This window comes from Paenibacillus xylanexedens, from assembly GCF_007680605.1.
Classification (GTDB): Bacteria; Bacillota; Bacilli; order Paenibacillales; family Paenibacillaceae; genus Paenibacillus; species Paenibacillus xylanexedens_B.
The window spans coordinates 2,427,938-2,445,240 of record NZ_VEIO01000001.1 but is presented as its reverse complement, the minus strand read 5'-3'; the positions used below and the strand labels follow the sequence as shown (position 1 = coordinate 2,445,240).

The window sequence follows — 17,303 nt, the reverse complement described above, 5'->3', positions numbered from 1 at the left end:
CGGTGCTTTTTTGTGCCTATCCTTTGCTGAAAATAAAAAAAGCCCAATTGGGCTTTGGTACTGAGTGTATCTTAGGACGGGCATTCCACTTTGTGAGGAGGAATAAAGCAGCAACGACAGCGGGGCTCATAAGCCTCCGAATCGCCAATCATGACAACTGGACCCAACGTGACGGGTTCTCCGTTGACAATTCGCTGTGTGAAAGCAGCATCCGGGCTGCCACAGACTGCGCAGAATGCAGAAAGTTTCTCAATATCGTCAGCCATGGCAAGCAGACCACCGATATATCCGAATTCTTTTCCCCGATAATCCATGTTCAGTCCATCCACAATCACATGTTTGCCACAGTAAGCCAGTTCGGAAACGAGTTCCATGATGGCGCTGCTGAAAAACTGAACTTCATCAAAGGCAACAACATCGGCATCTATGGTTTGATTCAGAATGGTCTCTACGGATTCCGGCGTTAATTGCCGGGGAATGGAATGGGCAGGCAGTCTGTAGCCGATCCGGCTTACGATCTCGTCCTGTGCGAATCGATCATCCTCGGCTGGTTTGTAGGCAACGACCTTTTTACGGCCAAATTGAATAAGTTTCTGACAACGGCGAATAAGTTCACCAGATTTTTCACTGAACATGGGTCCAGTAATTACGGTAATACGTCCAGTTTGCACGGTGCTGCTACCCCTCTCGCATACGGAATTCAAAAAAAAGCGACCATTACAGATTACCACATCTTCTTTGGAAAGAGCCAGAACTAATATGAATCGGTTTGTGTTACGATATGGATGGTTACGATGCTGGTTGCGAAAGCTGGAGTCGCTAGAGTTATCTGAAAAGAGGTGTTACCAATGAACGAAGCATTAACCTCACTGAAACAGCGTTACGAGGAGCTGAATAAAAAAAGCAAGCTGGATGAAGCTGCGCAGGCATTATTTACAGAACTACTCACAGAAGCAGAGCGACTACAAGCCAGCAATCTGACATTGCGCAGAACGATTCTGAAGTCCTCTTCGAAAGAGTCACGCATGTCGACTAAGCTTCGAGATGCCTTGTATGAATGAAGCATTTCAAATTATGCGCAGAAAGCAAAAAAGCCCGGAATCATGAAGTGCTTCCGGGTGTTTCCATCTGTTCTGACTGTTTTTTGGAGCGAAAACGTGGTCCTACATAGTTGCGTTTGCGGTCGCGAAACAGAATCCAGCCGCCGAGAAAACTCATGCCTGCCGCAAAAAGCACAAGCCCACCCAGAAAGGAAAGCCACTGGAATCCGGGAGCGACCAGATCGTTTCCGTGCTCCGCGTAATATAGGAATAAGGCATCTTTCATCATGAGAAAGCCCTTCATGGCCATTAAGCCTGGGATAACGAGTACAACAATTGCGAGAAAGCGCGCAAAGACTATTTTTGTATTCATGAGCATTATACCCTTTCTGCCAGTGTAGACATAAAATAAAGGTTACGCTTACAGGGATCCCTGCTTATATCATAGCTTGGAATGTACAGACTGTCCATGCGATAATGGTCAAACTTTGAGTTGACCGCGCAAGGAGAGTACAATGGCATATAGAGGGTATGCAAGATATTAAGGTACCATAGGTCATTTTATTATTTTTTATATTCAAAAAAATGAGCATATAGAGGAGAACATAGAGATGCCAATACCATGTGATGTTGCTGTATTAGGTGGAGGAACGGGCGGATATGTTGCGGCGATCCGTGCTGCCCAGCTAGGAAAAAAAGTCGTTATCATAGAAAAGGACAAGCTAGGTGGAACTTGCCTGCATCGGGGATGTATCCCAAGCAAGGCGCTACTGAAAAGCGCCGAGATGTACGCGGAAATTCAGGATAGCGAGAGCTACGGCATCGAGACCACAGGAGCAACACTGGTGTTTCCGAAGGTTCAGGCACGTAAAGATGCGATTGTGGAGCAACTTCACCAGGGCGTTCAATATTTGATGAAAAAAAATAAAATCGAAGTCGTGCACGCCAAAGGACGTGTTATCGGGCCTTCGATCTTCTCGCCACAGAGCGGAGCTGTAGCGGTGGAGTTTGAGGACGGCGAGATGGACACGGTTGTTCCAACGAACCTGATTATTGCTACGGGCTCACGTCCACGTGTGCTACCGGGTCTTGAACCGGATGGACGATACATCATGAGCAGTGATGAAGCGCTTCGCATGGACGAGCTGCCAGCTTCAATCCTCATTGTGGGCGGAGGTGTTATCGGCCTGGAATGGGCCTCTATGCTGAATGATTTTGGCGTGAGTGTGACGGTGGTTGAGGCAGCAACTCATGTACTTCCTGCAGAAGATGAGGATATAGCGAAAGAAATGCAACGTTTACTAGGCAAACGAGGCGTACGCTTCTTGACTGGCGCTAAACTGATGACCGACAGCTACCGCACCGAAGACCAGAACGTGAACATCGATGTGCAGCTTGCGGGAGATAAGGTAGAGACGCTGACTGCCGAAAAAATGCTGGTGTCTATAGGACGTCAGGCTAACGTTGAAAATATCGGACTTGAGAATACCGATATCAAAGTGGAACGAGACTTTATTGCGGTTAACAAACACCTGCAAACTGGAGAAGGCCATATCTATGCGATTGGTGATTGCATCGGCGGGTTACAGCTAGCCCATGCCGCAAGTCACGAAGGCATACTTGCAGTCAATCATCTTGCTGGTGAGAGCGTGCATCCGATTGAAGCTCATCGGATTCCACGCTGCGTGTATACTCGCCCGGAAGCCGCCAGCATTGGCTTCACGGAGAAGGAAGCTAAAGAACGCGGACACGAGATCAAAACCGGCAAGTTCCCATTTCAGGCGATCGGCAAGTCCTTGATTCACGGTAGTCGCGATGGATTCGTGAAGGTTATAGCGGATGCCAAAACGAATGATATTTTAGGGGTACATATGATTGGTACTCATGTTACTGAACTGATTGCAGAGGCCGCATTGGCACAGATGCTGGATGCAACGCCATGGGAAGTCGGGCAGACCATTCATCCACATCCTTCACTGTCTGAAATCATGGGCGAAGCGATGTTAGCCGTGGATGGAAAAGCGATTGGAATGTAAGCCGGATAACCCCGAGTGAGAAAGGTACTTTCCTTTTTTGGGCAAAAGGGATTATAATAAGGTTAAGCCAAGTCTTAGTACCAGGTTATAAGAGTGGGTAGTAGGACTTGCAAAAGGCTTTGATTAAAAGGAGGTACCTCATATGAGTTCACAAGGTACTGCAGATGCGGTTCATCGTCATCAACAACTGGGACTTACCGATGGAGAAGTTTTAGATATGTACAAATACATGCTGCTTGCACGCAAGTTTGACGAACGTTGCTTGCTCTTGCAGCGGGCTGGCAAAATTAACTTTCACGTATCCGGTGTAGGCCAGGAGGCAGCGCAAGTCGGGGCGGCTTTTGGCTTGGACCGTGATCAGGATTACTTTTTGCCTTATTACCGGGATTATGGTTTTGTTCTTGCCGTAGGTATGACACCGCGTGAGCTGATGCTGTCCGCTTTTGCGAAGGCGGAAGATCCAAACAGTGGCGGCCGGCAGATGCCAGGTCACTTTGGTCATAAGAAACTGCGTATCGTTACCGGGTCCAGCCCGGTGACTACACAAGTTCCTCATGCGGTCGGATTTGCACTTGCTGCCAAAATGCAGAAGAAAGAGTTTGTTTCCTTTGTTACCTTCGGGGAAGGTTCGAGCAACCAGGGGGATTTCCACGAAGGCGCAAACTTTGCGGGTGTGCATAAGCTGCCTGTTATCATTATGTGTGAGAACAATCAATATGCAATCTCGGTTCCAATTCACAAACAGCTTAGCGGCAAAATCTCTGATCGTGCACTGGGGTATGGTTTCCCGGGACTTCGCGTGGATGGCAACGATGCACTCGAAGTGTACGCGGCTGTGAAAGAAGCGCGCCAGCGTGCTATCGCCGGTGAAGGTCCGACACTGATTGAAGCGATGATGTATCGTCTGTCTCCACACTCGACTTCGGATAATGATTTGGCCTACCGAACCAAAGAAGAAGTTGAGGAGAATTGGAAGAAAGACGGCGTACTTCGGATGAAAAATTATTTGATTGATTGCGGCATCTGGGACGAAGCCCGGGATGCGGATCTGGCTTCCCAGCTCGCGCTGGAAATGAAAGAAGCAACTGAATATGCAGACAATGCGCCATATCCTAAACCTGAGGACACGCTGACGCATGTCTATGCAGACAGCGAAGAAGGGGGACGGTAATCATGGCTATGATGGAATATATTGATGCAATACGTCTCGCAATGAAAGAAGAGATGGAACGGGACGAAAATGTTTTTGTTCTTGGCGAGGACGTCGGTGTAAAAGGTGGCGTGTTCACCACAACCAAAGGGTTGCAGGATCAATTTGGCGAGATGCGTGTCATGGATACGCCACTGTCTGAATCGGCGATTGCCGGTGTGGCGATCGGTGCAGCAATGTACGGCATGAAGCCGATTGCGGAAATGCAATATTCGGACTTTATGCTGCCAGCAACAAATCAGATTATTAGTGAGGCGGCCAAAATCCGTTATCGCTCCAACAACGACTGGAGCTGTCCAATTGTAATTCGAGCGCCAATCGGTGGCGGGATCTTCGGCGGCTTGTACCACTCCCAATGTCCGGAATCCATCTTCTTTGGTACGCCTGGACTCAAAATCATAGCTCCTTACTCGGCGTATGACGCCAAAGGTTTGCTGAAAGCGGCTGTCCGCGACCCGGACCCGGTGCTCTTTTTCGAAAATAAAAAATGCTACAAACTGATCAAGGAAGATGTGCCTGAAGATGATTACATCGTTCCAATCGGTAAGGCCAATGTGCTTCGTGAAGGTGCCGATATTACAGTTATCGGATACAGTCAGCCATTGCATTTTGTTATGCAGGCCGCTGAGGAGCTGGAACGGGAAGAGGGCATTACGGCACATGTACTGGATCTCCGTACATTGCAACCGCTCGACCGTGAAGCGATTATCGATTCGGCCCGGTTGACGGGCAAGGTGCTGATCGTGCATGAAGATAACAAAACCGGTGGTGTTGGCGCAGAGGTGGCGGCGATTATCAGTGAGGAATGTCTGTTTGATCTGGATGCGCCTATTCAGCGTTTGTGCGGTCCAGATGTACCAGCGATGCCAATCAGTCCTACGCTGGAGAAATTTTATATGCTGAGCAAGGATAAAGCCAAAACAGCCATGCGCGAACTTGCAGCGTATTGATCGATAAAGATAGAACAAAGTTTGGAGTGATGAATCAATGGCTGAACGTATGAAATGGATCGAGGTCATTATGCCGCAACTCGCAGAATCTCTGGTCTCGGCTACCATAGCCAAATGGTTAAAAAAACCGGGTGACCGTGTGGAGCAGTACGAGCCGATCTGTGAAGTCATTACAGATAAAGTGAATGCCGAGATACCGTCTACGGTGGATGGCATTATGGGTGATCTGTTGGTGGAAGAAGGAACGACCGTCGCGGTAGGTGAGGCCATCTGCCGCATGCAAGTTGCTGCTTCGGATGAAGACACCGCTGAACAAGTGACACCTGCTGCAAGCCAGGAGCAGCAATCGCAACAAGCCCAGGTACAGCGTAATGCAGGACAATCTCCGGCGGCTGCCGGATCAAACGCAGCAGCATTTGATCCCAATCAGCCGATGCGCCATCGCTATTCTCCTGCGGTGCAGTCCTTGGCAGCAGAACATGGATTAAATCTGCAGCATGTTCAGGGAACAGGGGCTGGCGGCCGGATTACACGTAAAGACGTGCTTTCTTATGTTGCACAGGGCGGACAGGCAAATACAGTATCAGCATCCGTACAAACATCTAATGTTGCTGCACAGGCTTCTTCCCCGTTTAGCGGAATCAGAGATACTGGTGCAACTACGTCAACAATAGCTACGAACGGCGTAGCAGGACAGACACTTCCTGCATCTGATGCGGGCGTTCCTGTGCGTCATTCCGGAATCCATCTGACCGAAAATCCGAAAATTCCCCAGATTGAAGTGGAAGGCGGCGGACAGGGAAGATCAGAATATTTTATCGATGTTACTCCGGTACGTAATGCCATAGCGCGTAATATGCGTCAAAGTGTATCTGAAATCCCTCATGCGTGGACGATGATCGAGGTGGATGTAACCAATCTCGTTATGTTGCGCAACAAATTGAAGGATGAGTTCAAACGGAAAGAGGGCATTAACCTGACCTACCTTTCGTTTATGATGAAGGGTGTCGTCAATGCGATTAAAGATTACCCGATCATGAACTCGGTATGGGCTGTTGATAAAATTATTGTGAAGCGGGACATTAACTTGTCCATGGCTGTAGGTACAGAGGATTCTGTGCTTACACCGGTCATCAAACAGGCCGATCAGCGCAATATCGCAGGTCTCGCTCGTGAGATTGATGACCTGGCTCGTAAAACCCGTGAAGGCACGCTGAAGCTGGATCATATGCAGGGTGGTACATTTACCGTGAACAATACAGGTTCGTTTGGTTCCATCCTGTCCCAGCCAATTATCAATTACCCACAGGCGGCTATCCTTACATTTGAGTCCATTGTGAAAAAACCGGTTGTCATTAATGATATGATCGCAGTGCGGTCCATGGCTAACTTGTGTCTTTCTCTGGATCACCGGATTCTGGATGGCGTCATCTGTGGACGGTTCCTGCAACGTGTTAAGGAAAACCTGGAAGGCTACAACATGGAAACAAAAGTGTATTAAGTTTATGATAGAATGACGGGAAAGTGTATGTGCCTCGGGCCGTGCACTTTTCTGGCTGTCTAGAGACGGGCGTATCTTCATATATTAAACCATGGGCAGAAGGATGTGGGGAAACATGGGCAAACCGCTGAATGTGGCATACATACCGATGCTTGATTATGAAGCGGCATGGAATCTTCAGAAGTCAATTGTGCAGCAGCTGGACGAAGGCGAAGGTCCTGAACAAATGTTGCTTTTACAGCATCCGCCAACCTATACCATTGGTTCACAGAACCATCCGGAGCATCTGCTTTGGAGTGAGGAAGAGTTGAAAGCACAGGGCATCTCCTTGTTTCAAATTGATCGCGGCGGTGATATTACTTATCATGGACCGGGTCAATTGGTAGGTTACCCTTTGTTAGTCCTTGGTCGGGATGAGGAACTGGATCTGCATGCTTACTTGCGTAAGCTGGAGCAGGTGATGATCGATTATCTCGCCGATCAGGGCGTTGAATCCGAGCGTAAAGAGGGATATACAGGCGTATGGATCGGTGATTTGAAGATTGCAGCCATCGGCATCAAGTTTAATCGGTGTAAGCATCGACGTGGATTTGTGACGAGTCACGGGTTTGCTTTTAACATCACCTCAGGCATTCAACATGCCGGGTTTCAGGGCATTATTCCATGCGGAATTGAACAGTATGGCGTGACTTCATTGGAGGATATTACGGGGAAGTCATACACAGTGGAGCAGGTAGCCCGGGATATTGTACCTTATTTTCAGCGTATATTCCCATATGATCTGATATGGAGTACAGAAAAAGAAGCCCTCCAGCGTCTGTAGACAGCGCGTTAAGAGAGCTTCAGATCAGGGTGACTATCCGAACAGCAACGGTTCCAGTGCGATGAAAAGAGTGGAGCCAACCATAGCTGCCAGCATGAGATAGATCACAATTTTGAACCATTTCTTATTTTGCATGAAGAGAGAACTCCTTTCAGAACTTTTGAACAAGCCATAGTACCTGTATTGTACCGTATCTACGATAGGGAGGAAAGTCTAATGATTAATGAACAGCGTGTGATTCAGCATTTTATGGATCTGGTGCAGATTGATAGCGAAACAAAAAATGAACAGAATATTTCCAAGGTGTTAAAAGAACAATTTGAGGATCTGGGCCTTCACGTCTATGAGGACGATACAATGAACGAGACAGGGCATGGCGCGGGCAACCTGGTCGTTACACTGGAAGCTTCGGGTGTGGAAGGTGTAGAGCCGATGCTCTTCACATGTCACATGGACACCGTAACCCCCGGACAGGGGATCAAACCGGAGCTGAGCGAGGATGGATGGATTCGCAGTGATGGAACAACGATTCTGGGTGCCGACGACAAGGCGGGCATTGCGGCTCTGTTTGAAGCCATTCGTATTATTCAGGAAAACAACATTCCGCATGGCAAAATTCAATTTGTGATTACAGTTGGAGAAGAATCCGGCCTTGTCGGTGCACGAGCGATGAATCCGAAAGATATCGATGCTTCCTTTGGTTATGCGCTGGATTCTAACGGAGCGGTGGGTACGATCTGCGTGGCTGCTCCAGCAAGAGCCGAAATTGAGATGAAAATCTATGGCAAGTCAGCACATGCCGGCGTGAATCCGGAAGATGGAATCAGTGCCATTCAGGTTGCAGCCAAAGCCATTGCAGCAATGAAGCTTGGACGCATTGACGACGAAACGACAGCGAATATCGGTAAATTCCAAGGTGGCTCCGCACTGAACGTAGTATGTGACTTTGTTCAGATCGATGCGGAGGCTCGCAGTATTGTGCAAGAGAAAATCGAACAGCAAATTGCCCAAATGCGTGAAGCATTGGAGACGACATGTCGCAAATATGGCGCAACCGCAGAGTTCCGCAGTGAGATTAAATATCCTGCATTTGGCTTCCATGACGACCATGAGGTAGTGCAACTTGCCCAGCGTGCGATTCGAAGCCTGGGTCTGGAAACAAGCACGTTTGCTTCTGGCGGTGGCAGCGATGCGAACATTTTTAACGGGTTCGGCATTCCGACGGCGAATCTGGCTGTAGGGTACGAAGATATCCACACCACCAAAGAACGCATTCGCGCAGCAGACATTGTGAAGTTGTCCCAAGTCGTTATCGCGATTGTGCAGGAAACGGCAAAAGGCAAATAAGCGATCAGAAAAAACGATCGTATATTAGATGATATGATGTAAACTTAGCATCGCTTGAAAAAGAAAATGAAGTCCGAATTCGGTTCAGGCCGGGTTCGGACTTTTTGAACAATGGTGAAGCTTCTAGCCTTTGCGTCCCGCAAGCATGTCGCAGAGTTTGGTTTCTGGGCCCCATTCACGCATCCACTGTCTAAGGATAAGCTGTATTTGTCTGGCTTGTCCGACCACATGCGCAGACTGAGGTGTGAGATAACTTTTCATTTGGTGAATCCCCCTTGGTTCTCGCTGTACGCATTAGACTTGTACACACGATAAAATTCTTATAGGCTCACCATATGCCTGAAATCACAGTTTTATACTACATCTCAGTTCAATTGAGTGAATTTTTTACACATCATCGGAGTGTCCGTGTAAATCAACTCGGCTCAATTGAACTCAACACACATTAAAAGGAGCTGAACTACACATGAAATCCAAAACATCTGCTGCATCGATCCATGCACCTCAACCTGCGAATCCCAAGCTTGACGAAGTGACGGTATCCACCAAGCCGATCTTTGAGGGCAAAGTGATCTCACTTCAGGTAGACACAGTGAAGCTGCCAAACGGGCAGACGGCTACCCGAGAGATTATCAAACACCCAGGAGCGGTAGCGGTACTGGCATTGAGGGGAGATCGCATGCTGGTCGTGGATCAATATCGTCAGGCGATGGGCCGTACGGAAGTTGAAATTCCAGCGGGCAAGCTTGACCCGGGTGAACAGCCTGAAACTGCAGCCGCACGTGAATTGAAAGAAGAAACGGGATATGAAGCCAAGTCGCTCCGTCATCTGCGGTCTTTCTATACCTCGCCAGGCTTCGCGGACGAGATCATTCACCTGTACATTGCCGAGGAACTGGAAGCTGGAGAGATGGCTCTGGACGAAGATGAGTTTCTTGAAGTATCGGAGATCACGCTGGAGGAAGCGTACCAGCTGATGGACGAAAATCGAATCAGTGATGCCAAAACGATGATGGCTGTGTATGCCTGGGATATTTACAAAACGACAGGACGGTTTTAATCATGCAAAATCAAAAGGGAACGCTACCGCTGTGGGAGCCGTGTTATGCGGATCTGCATATCCACATCGGACGTACGTCCCGTGGCGAGTCGGTTAAAATCAGCGGTAGCCGTGACTTGACTTTTGAAAATATAGCTCGGGAGGCATCCACTCGTAAAGGAATTCATTTGCTTGGGGTCATTGATTGCCATTCTCCGGTTGTGCAGAGGGATATTGAGGATCTGCTGGAGAACGGTACGATGTCTGAGGTTGAGGGCGGTGGTATTGCTTATCAGGATACAACCATTCTGCTCGGAACCGAAATCGAGCTTCGCGAGCCTGAGATGCGTGAGTTCCACATGCTCGCCTACTTTCGGGATCTGGATACAATGAAGTCTTTTACAACCTGGATGACGCGTTATATGAAAAATGTAAATCTCAGCTCCCAGCGGGTATACGTACCTGCTCTTGAGATGCAAGCGGAGATCAAGGCACGCGGCGGGCTTATTGTACCCGCTCACGTGTTTACACCGCACAAGGGCATTTATGGTAGCACAGCGCCACGTATGGCGGATGTGCTGGACACGAGCCTTGTGGATGCGGTTGAACTGGGTCTAAGCTCGGATTCTTCTATGGCGAGTTATATTCGGGAACTGGACCAGGTTCCGTTTCTAACGAATTCGGATGCGCATTCGCTAGGTAAAATCGGGCGGGAATATAATGAGTTACAGATTGCCTCGCCTTCGTTTGACGAATTCGGTAAGGCTTTGCTGGGGGAAGAGGGAAGAAGGATTGCAGCTAATTATGGTTTGAATCCAAGACTCGGAAAGTATCACCGGACCTATTGTGCAGCATGTGGCAGCGTCATGGATGAGAAGGATTTGTCCGCTGAACGTTGTTCTCTCTGTGGTAGCCCCAAGCTAGTTCAAGGGGTGCTGGACCGTATTCTGGCTATTGCTGACCGTGAGCAACCGGAGCTTCCTGCAAATAGGCCACCATACTATTATCAGGTTCCACTTGAGTTCATTCCAGGGCTTGGTAAAGCCAAGCTACGTCAACTACTGGATCGTTTTGGAACAGAGATGGCTGTATTGCATCGTACAGATGAAGCTCAACTAGCCGAAGTAGTTGGTTCAGTGCTCGCTGAATTAATCGTAGCGGCTCGTAATGGTGAACTGACATTGTCCTCAGGCGGTGGGGGCACATACGGCAAGGTCGCGGCCAAAGAGCAGACATCTCAGAAAATGTAGAACGAGTATGACGAGTAGAGCAGGTTGTTATAATTCGGACAAGAAGTCATACAGGTGAGCCCAGGTTCATAAGCTGAAACATGAGGATGATCAAGTCTAACGTTTGATTTATCTCCTTGGAGCAGGATAACCGGAAAGGGGACTCGTACCTGTATGCGTTCTTCCTATTTTACGTTTAAAGGGCAAACCTCGTTATATGTATTCGTCGCTGTCTTGTTTCTGGTTGGTGTCATTTTTGGCGCATTGATGGTCAACGCTCTTTCCTTGGAACAGCGACAGGATCTTGAAGCCTATCTGGGCAACTTCTTTATGACGGTGCAACATAGTTCACAAGGGACGGAGCACACCGCTTATTGGGATATAGCCATGCTTCATCTTAAATGGGTCGGGTTGATCTTCATTCTCGGCTTGTCTGTTGTAGGTTTACCAGGCATACTGGTTCTTGATTTTTTAAAAGGGGTACTGATCGGCTTTACTGTAGGTTATCTCGTTGGGCAGTACTCGTGGAAAGGACTACTGTTTGCACTTGTATCTGTAGCGCCGCATAATCTGTTCGTCATTCCAATCTTACTGATCTGTAGTGTGGCTGCGATGACGTTCTCCTTATATATCATACGTAATCGGGTTTTGATGCAGCGCGCACCAGGCCGCCAAAGACCGTTTGCTTCCTATATTATTCTGACGGTGGTTATGGCGGTATTGCTGCTTGGAGTGGCCTCTTTTGAAACATGGATTACTCCCGCAATGATGCGCTGGGTCACGCCGATGTTGCTTCCTGTCTAGCTTGTACTACATGTCCTAAAATGTTGACTTTGATATTGAACTCCCCCTATAATGAAAAGAGTGGGTTAAGTTGCAGTGTGCAATGATTTCCTAGGGGGAGGGAGAAAATGGAAGCACGGATCGATAAAATTAAGCAGCAACTACAGTCCCAAGGTTATAAATTAACGCCCCAGCGGGAAGCCACCGTAAGAGTACTTTTAGAGAACGAAGAAGATCATCTGAGTGCAGAGGATGTATTCATGCTCGTTAAAGAAAAGGCTCCCGAAATCGGTCTGGCAACCGTGTACCGTACCCTCGAACTATTGAGTGAGTTGCATGTTGTAGAGAAAATCAACTTCGGCGACGGTGTAGCGCGTTATGATCTGCGCGGAGATACATCCAAGCATCACCATCATCACTTAATCTGCGTGCAATGCGGAAGTATGGATGAAATACGTGAGGACTGGCTTGGACCGCTTGAAGAACGACTGGAGCGGGAATTTAACTTTTCGGTAGTAGATCACCGACTGGACTTTCATGGAATTTGTTATCGTTGCAAAGCTAAAAATGAACAAAAGCCCAAAGATGAAGAATAACATAGCCTATCTTCAAGCTCTCACCGGCGGTTTTGACGGGGGAGCTTTTTTGGTCACGAACCTGGCTTATGGTTCACTCGTCAAGGCATATTCCCGGACATTTGGACATACCCTGTTTCAAGAACGATACTGGACTTGAAATACGGGAGGGGACAGTTCCAATGATTATATCTGTGCGGAGAGGGTTGCGTTTTATACGATTTATTGTGTTTTTTGCTGCGCTGGTGTATCTGTTCTACCACGTACTCGATCTGTTCAACGGATGGATTTCACCTGTGGATCAGTATCAGATGCCAATGGGCAATGCGGTTAAGGTATTTCAGGAAACGGATTGGCCAGGCACTGGAGAAGCACGTCCTACGATGTCGGAGCGGCTCCGTCTCTTCTATTGGTACGGTGAGTAGCTGCAGGCGTGAAGAGTGACTCCGTTCGTCAGGGATGCAAATACGGAAGCAGCCTGCCGTTTGGCATTGCTGTCAGATGAGGAGTGTTGTACATGAATCAGACCATACACGCCTATGCTTTATACCTGGAAGAAGATAAAGGGAAGTCGAGCAGTACGCTGGAATCCTATCTTCGAGATGTGGACAAGTTCGTTGAATTTGTGAGAAAGGAATATGGAATTCGCGAAGCGAGTGAGGTTAGACGAACACATGTTGTGTTATTTGTGGGTCAGCTCAAACAGGATGGCCGTGCGAATGCAACGATTGCTCGCAGCATCGTATCCTTGCGATCGTATTTCCATTTTCTGATGCGGCGCGGCGAGATTGTACAGGACCCTACGTTTGATGTGGAAGCACCCAAGGCCGATAAGACACCTCCCCAAGTTCTTACGATTCCGGAGATCGAACTGTTGCTTGCCTCTCCAGATGTCAGCTCACCCCAAGGCGTTCGAGATCGAGCCATGCTGGAGTTGTTATATGCTACGGGCATTCGGGTGTCGGAACTGATTGCGCTGGATGTACGGGATGTACAGCCTGGTATGCGCTTCATTCGTTGCGGCGGAGCGGGTAAAGAGCGTATTCTTCCGATTGGTGCACCGGCTGCCCACTGGGCGAGCGTATATATAGACGAGTTCCGTGAACAATTGCTTAAAGCGGGAGCGGACGAGCAGGCATTATTTGTGAATGTATCCGGCAGACGTTTAACCCGGCAGGGATTCTGGAAGCTGCTAAAAAAATCTGCTGTGGATGCGGGTATTTCGGGTGAGATAACACCGCATACGCTGCGCCATTCATTTGCTGCTCATCTCATTGCAAACGGAGCTGACACTCGTGCGGTGCAGGACATGCTTGGTCATGTCGAACAGCCCGGGCAGCAATACAGTCAGCATGGACGCAAGACGATGAAAGAAATTTATGAGACCCATCATCCACGTGCAAAATAAGGCTAAATGCATAGTTTGCAACATGAAACCAACCAACGCCGTTATACATACGCGGGTTGCGTGTTAGATTTCTTCTTGCGCCAACACAGACGTAGACATGACAACCCTGCTGAATCATAAACGGATCGTTACTACTCAAGGAGGAACAACATCTCATGACAACACTAAACCAACAGATGATTGCAGAGGCGGCAGCCTATATTCAAAGCAAAAGCTCCATCAAGCCGGAAGTCGGTTTGATTCTCGGGTCAGGCCTCGGCGTCCTGGCTGAACTAATTGAGGATGGCGTTAACATCGCGTATCAGGATATTCCGCATTTTCCGGTGTCCACTGTAGAAGGGCATGAAGGCGAACTGCTGCTTGGTACGATTCAAGGCCGTCCGGTTGTAATGATGAAAGGCCGCTTTCATATGTACGAAGGATACGGCCCGGAATTGACGGCATTCCCGGTACGTGTCATGAAAGCGCTGGGCGTAAGCAGTCTGCTGGTAACGAATGCAGCTGGCGGCGTAAATACATCTTATCAAGCGGGCGACTTGATGCTTATCTCCGATCATTTGAATATGACTGGCAAAAACCCGTTAATTGGTCCGAATGATGCTGCGCTCGGCGTACGCTTCCCGGATTTATCCGAAGCCTACAGCCGTCGTCTGCGTGCACTTGCCAAAGATACAGCGGCAACTCAAGGTTTTACTGTGCGAGAAGGTGTGTATGCAGGCCTGCTTGGCCCTAACTACGAAACTCCGGCAGAGATCAGAATGCTTCGTACTCTCGGTGCCGATGCGGTAGGGATGTCCACCGTTTCTGAAGTGATCGTCGCTCGCCATGCGGGTATTGAAGTGCTGGGCATTTCTTGCATCAGTAACATGGCAGCGGGTATCCTGGATCAACCGTTGTCACATGACGAGGTAATGGAAACGACTGAGCGTGTACGTGAAGCTTTCCTGGCGCTCGTGCTGGCGGTTATTCCCAAGATGTAATGAGGAACTGAAGAATAAACAATAGTGATCTTTATGACGGATTAAATAAGGAACAATTCATTGAATGATGTTTGCTCAATGAGTTGTTCCTTTTTTTATAATATGGAATATGAGAATGATGATATTCACTTTACATGGATAGCAATGATTGAATGCTTGGTTCAATCTCCAATGGTTCCGTCGTTGTCTCAAATCTTCCTCGTACCTGACCGTTCTGATCGATCAAAAATTTAGTGAAGTTCCACTTGACCCCATCACCCTTGTAGATATCAGGGAATTTTTCGTTTAGAAAATGGTGCATCCATTCTCCGCTAGCCGTTTCGGTGTCAAAGCCTAGAAATGGTGCTTGTTCGGTTAAAAATTGAAAGATCGGATGAGCGTTCAGCCCCCTGACTTCGATTTTTTCAAATAACGGGAACGTTAACTTCAATTGATTTTCACAGTGAGCTTTCACTTCCGAATTGTCCCCTGGCTCTTTCTCATTAAACTGGTTACACGGAAATGCTAGAATCTCGAAACCATAATGCTGGTACTTCTCATACAGCTGTTGAAGTGTCTCAAATTGACGAGAGTAGCTACACTTACTGGCTGTGTTTACAACAAGGAGTACTTTTCCTCGGTAAATGGTTAGATCGGCTAGCTCTCCATCGATGAAATGAACTTTATTATCATAAAAAGACATCTGAATCATCCTCCTACATTATTTCAATAGTTACATATCTATCTTAAGCCACGATTGCTCATTGGAGAAATATATATAAATAATAAATTACATAGGTAAACCCTATAAATAATTTTCTTCTTATATAAGTTGAACTATTCTTTTACACAATAACGGAGAGGACAGAAAAAACCTGAAAAAGCGGAGCTAAAAGCTTTCTGAAAGAAAGCTACCATCGGAAGCATACGCTTCGCCTTTATCACCGGATTTTCCCCTTTGGAAAAGGGAATCCAAAAAATCTGGGGATAACCGCTACTCTCCAGGTTATTCTGTCATCGGAGTGGACCGTGTAAAATTTTTAGTTCAACTTATATAGTAAAAAAAGTTAGGGGAAACCTGCTGAGACTGGAATAATTTACTTCAAACCCGCCGACAATGGATAGCAGTACATGCGAGGACTTACCACCGCGCTATTCATTTGAGGAGGGAACCTAGTGAAAAAAAGAATACTGGCATCGTTCATGACCCTTTGTATGCTGCTACCCTTAGTGGCATCTCCTGCTTTGGCTGAGGAGAAACCAAAGACTGCTAGCGGGGCGGATTTGGCTCCATCAGCACGTTCAGCCATTCTGATGGATGCAGATACGGGAACTGTGATTTATGAGAAAAACAGTCATGACCAGCTGCCTCCGGCGAGCATAACGAAAATTATGACCATGTTGCTTACCATGGAAGCGATTAGTTCAGGCAAACTGAAGTTAACGGATAAGGTAAGAACAAGTGAATATGCGGCCTCTATGGGGGGCTCGCAGATCTTTCTGGAGCCTGGAGAAGAGATGAGCGTGGATGATATGTTAAAAGGTATTGCCATGGCCTCCGGCAATGACGCATCTGTAGCAATGGCCGAGAAGCTTGCTGGCTCGGAAGAGGCTTTTGTACAGATGATGAACGAGCGTGCGCAGGAGCTGGGCATGAAGGATACGCGTTTTGCCAATGCGAACGGTCTGCCGGTGGATAATCATTATTCCTCTGCGCACGATATCGCGGTGATGAGCCGTGAACTGCTAAAACATCAGGGCATTACGAAGTATACCGGTGCATATCAGGACTACTTGCGTAAAGATTCCGAGAAGCCGTTCTGGCTCGTGAATACCAACAAACTGGTGCGTTTCTATCAGGGTGCAGACGGTTTGAAAACGGGATACACGTCCGAAGCGAAATTCTGTCTGTCGGCTACAGCTTCTAAAGATGGACTGCGTGTCGTTGCGGTAGTCCTTGGCGAGCCGAATACAAAAACCCGGAACAGTGAAGTATCCTCCATGTTTGATTATGCTTTTGCTCAATACACGATGAAGGCACTGTACAAAGCAGGTGATCTGCTGGGCAGTTTGAAGATTGAAAAAGGTGATGTTGCGGAGATGCCGCTGAATGCTGCGCAAAACTACAGTGTTCTGATGCGCAAAGGAGCCAAATCGACAGATATCCGGCATGAGCTGATTGTAGCCAAAGAAGTGAGGGCTCCAATCAAGGCTGGTCAGAGTGTAGGTAAACTCGTCGTATATCAAGGCAACGAAGTGATTAAGGAGTTTGATATCCAGGCTCCACAAGACGTGGGTAAGGCAGGCTGGTGGAAGCTGTTTAAACGCACAACCTCGAACTTGTTCGATTAGTTGGCAAGAAACGCCATTCTCCCTGGGGCTGGAACGGTTTTTGTAGTTAAA

At 47.9% G+C, this 17,303-nt stretch carries 21 protein-coding genes; 16 read left to right on the top strand and 5 right to left on the bottom strand.

The features are described 5' to 3' along the window. Nucleotides 1-71 precede the first annotated feature (71 nt). A complete protein-coding gene (locus FS818_RS10865) occupies nt 72-671 on the bottom strand; it encodes a thymidine kinase (RefSeq protein ID WP_090922476.1) in 600 nt (199 codons plus the stop codon). Nucleotides 672-848: 177 nt separating this feature from the next. Between FS818_RS10865 and FS818_RS10860 the strand changes: the two genes are divergently transcribed. Then, nucleotides 849-1,061, top strand: a complete 213-nt coding sequence (locus FS818_RS10860; protein WP_145331804.1) for a hypothetical protein — start codon at nt 849-851, stop codon at nt 1,059-1,061. Nucleotides 1,062-1,101: 40 nt separating this feature from the next. On the opposite strand, the gene FS818_RS10855 is transcribed toward FS818_RS10860, so the two are convergent. Then, entirely contained in the window at nt 1,102-1,419 is a 318-nt protein-coding gene (locus tag FS818_RS10855) for a DUF2627 domain-containing protein (protein ID WP_145331803.1), read from the bottom strand. Nucleotides 1,420-1,651: 232 nt separating this feature from the next. Here FS818_RS10855 and lpdA point away from each other — a divergent pair, with 232 nt between their 5' ends. From lpdA to lipB, 5 genes are all read left to right on the top strand, one after another. Beyond that, on the top strand, nt 1,652-3,076 hold the full coding sequence (lpdA, locus tag FS818_RS10850) for a dihydrolipoyl dehydrogenase (RefSeq protein WP_145331802.1): 1,425 nt from the start codon (nt 1,652-1,654) through the stop codon (nt 3,074-3,076). A 142-nt stretch (nt 3,077-3,218) separates the two neighbouring features. Continuing rightward, complete coding sequence (locus FS818_RS10845; protein ID WP_145331801.1) at nt 3,219-4,247, top strand: thiamine pyrophosphate-dependent dehydrogenase E1 component subunit alpha; 1,029 nt, start codon at nt 3,219-3,221, stop codon at nt 4,245-4,247. Between the two features lie 2 nt (nt 4,248-4,249). Beyond that, nucleotides 4,250-5,236: an alpha-ketoacid dehydrogenase subunit beta gene (locus tag FS818_RS10840; protein WP_090922464.1), complete on the top strand. Its 987-nt coding sequence runs from the start codon at nt 4,250-4,252 to the stop codon at nt 5,234-5,236. 37 nt (nt 5,237-5,273) lie between these two features. Continuing rightward, the gene (locus FS818_RS10835; RefSeq protein WP_145331800.1) at nt 5,274-6,737 is read left to right on the top strand and encodes a dihydrolipoamide acetyltransferase family protein; all 1,464 of its coding nucleotides are present in this window, start codon (nt 5,274-5,276) and stop codon (nt 6,735-6,737) included. A gap of 115 nt (nt 6,738-6,852) precedes the next feature. Continuing rightward, the gene (gene lipB / locus FS818_RS10830) at nt 6,853-7,560 is read left to right on the top strand and encodes a lipoyl(octanoyl) transferase LipB (protein ID WP_145331799.1); all 708 of its coding nucleotides are present in this window, start codon (nt 6,853-6,855) and stop codon (nt 7,558-7,560) included. A gap of 33 nt (nt 7,561-7,593) precedes the next feature. On the opposite strand, the gene prli42 is transcribed toward lipB, so the two are convergent. After that, nucleotides 7,594-7,695: a stressosome-associated protein Prli42 gene (gene prli42 / locus FS818_RS10825; protein ID WP_090922458.1), complete on the bottom strand. Its 102-nt coding sequence runs from the start codon at nt 7,693-7,695 to the stop codon at nt 7,594-7,596. 81 nt (nt 7,696-7,776) lie between these two features. On the opposite strand from prli42, the gene FS818_RS10820 reads away from it, so the two are divergent. Next, the gene (locus tag FS818_RS10820; RefSeq protein WP_145331798.1) at nt 7,777-8,907 is read left to right on the top strand and encodes a M20/M25/M40 family metallo-hydrolase; all 1,131 of its coding nucleotides are present in this window, start codon (nt 7,777-7,779) and stop codon (nt 8,905-8,907) included. A gap of 123 nt (nt 8,908-9,030) precedes the next feature. Here the strand turns inward: FS818_RS10820 and mciZ are convergent, their stop codons facing one another. Then, nucleotides 9,031-9,168: a Z-ring formation inhibitor MciZ gene (mciZ, locus tag FS818_RS10815; protein WP_145331797.1), complete on the bottom strand. Its 138-nt coding sequence runs from the start codon at nt 9,166-9,168 to the stop codon at nt 9,031-9,033. A gap of 205 nt (nt 9,169-9,373) precedes the next feature. On the opposite strand from mciZ, the gene FS818_RS10810 reads away from it, so the two are divergent. From FS818_RS10810 to FS818_RS10780, 8 genes are all read left to right on the top strand, one after another. Beyond that, on the top strand, nt 9,374-9,967 hold the full coding sequence (locus tag FS818_RS10810) for an NUDIX hydrolase (protein WP_145331796.1): 594 nt from the start codon (nt 9,374-9,376) through the stop codon (nt 9,965-9,967). Between the two features lie 2 nt (nt 9,968-9,969). Further along, nucleotides 9,970-11,196 (top strand): endonuclease Q family protein, encoded by a 1,227-nt coding sequence (locus tag FS818_RS10805; RefSeq protein ID WP_145331795.1) that lies wholly within the window; start codon nt 9,970-9,972, stop codon nt 11,194-11,196. A gap of 153 nt (nt 11,197-11,349) precedes the next feature. Next, nucleotides 11,350-11,979 carry a stage II sporulation protein M gene (spoIIM, locus tag FS818_RS10800; RefSeq protein ID WP_145331794.1) on the top strand — a complete coding sequence of 210 codons (630 nt, stop codon included), beginning with the start codon at nt 11,350-11,352 and terminating at the stop codon, nt 11,977-11,979. Nucleotides 11,980-12,086: 107 nt separating this feature from the next. Next, on the top strand, nt 12,087-12,554 hold the full coding sequence (gene fur, locus FS818_RS10795; protein WP_090922447.1) for a ferric iron uptake transcriptional regulator: 468 nt from the start codon (nt 12,087-12,089) through the stop codon (nt 12,552-12,554). Beyond that, the gene (locus tag FS818_RS28760) at nt 12,544-12,693 is read left to right on the top strand and encodes a hypothetical protein (protein ID WP_186375458.1); all 150 of its coding nucleotides are present in this window, start codon (nt 12,544-12,546) and stop codon (nt 12,691-12,693) included. Before fur ends, FS818_RS28760 begins: the two co-directional genes overlap by 11 nt. Nucleotides 12,694-12,715: 22 nt before the next feature. Then, a complete protein-coding gene (locus FS818_RS10790) occupies nt 12,716-12,958 on the top strand; it encodes a DUF4227 family protein (RefSeq protein WP_145331793.1) in 243 nt (80 codons plus the stop codon). A gap of 92 nt (nt 12,959-13,050) precedes the next feature. Continuing rightward, nucleotides 13,051-13,941 carry a tyrosine recombinase gene (locus FS818_RS10785; protein ID WP_145331792.1) on the top strand — a complete coding sequence of 297 codons (891 nt, stop codon included), beginning with the start codon at nt 13,051-13,053 and terminating at the stop codon, nt 13,939-13,941. A 155-nt stretch (nt 13,942-14,096) separates the two neighbouring features. Continuing rightward, nucleotides 14,097-14,921 carry a purine-nucleoside phosphorylase gene (locus FS818_RS10780; RefSeq protein ID WP_145331791.1) on the top strand — a complete coding sequence of 275 codons (825 nt, stop codon included), beginning with the start codon at nt 14,097-14,099 and terminating at the stop codon, nt 14,919-14,921. Between the two features lie 130 nt (nt 14,922-15,051). Here the strand turns inward: FS818_RS10780 and FS818_RS10775 are convergent, their stop codons facing one another. Continuing rightward, nucleotides 15,052-15,603 carry a glutathione peroxidase gene (locus FS818_RS10775; protein WP_145331790.1) on the bottom strand — a complete coding sequence of 184 codons (552 nt, stop codon included), beginning with the start codon at nt 15,601-15,603 and terminating at the stop codon, nt 15,052-15,054. A 512-nt stretch (nt 15,604-16,115) separates the two neighbouring features. Between FS818_RS10775 and FS818_RS10770 the strand changes: the two genes are divergently transcribed. Next, the gene (locus FS818_RS10770) at nt 16,116-17,252 is read left to right on the top strand and encodes a D-alanyl-D-alanine carboxypeptidase family protein (RefSeq protein WP_313960286.1); all 1,137 of its coding nucleotides are present in this window, start codon (nt 16,116-16,118) and stop codon (nt 17,250-17,252) included. Nucleotides 17,253-17,303: the final 51 nt, after the last annotated feature.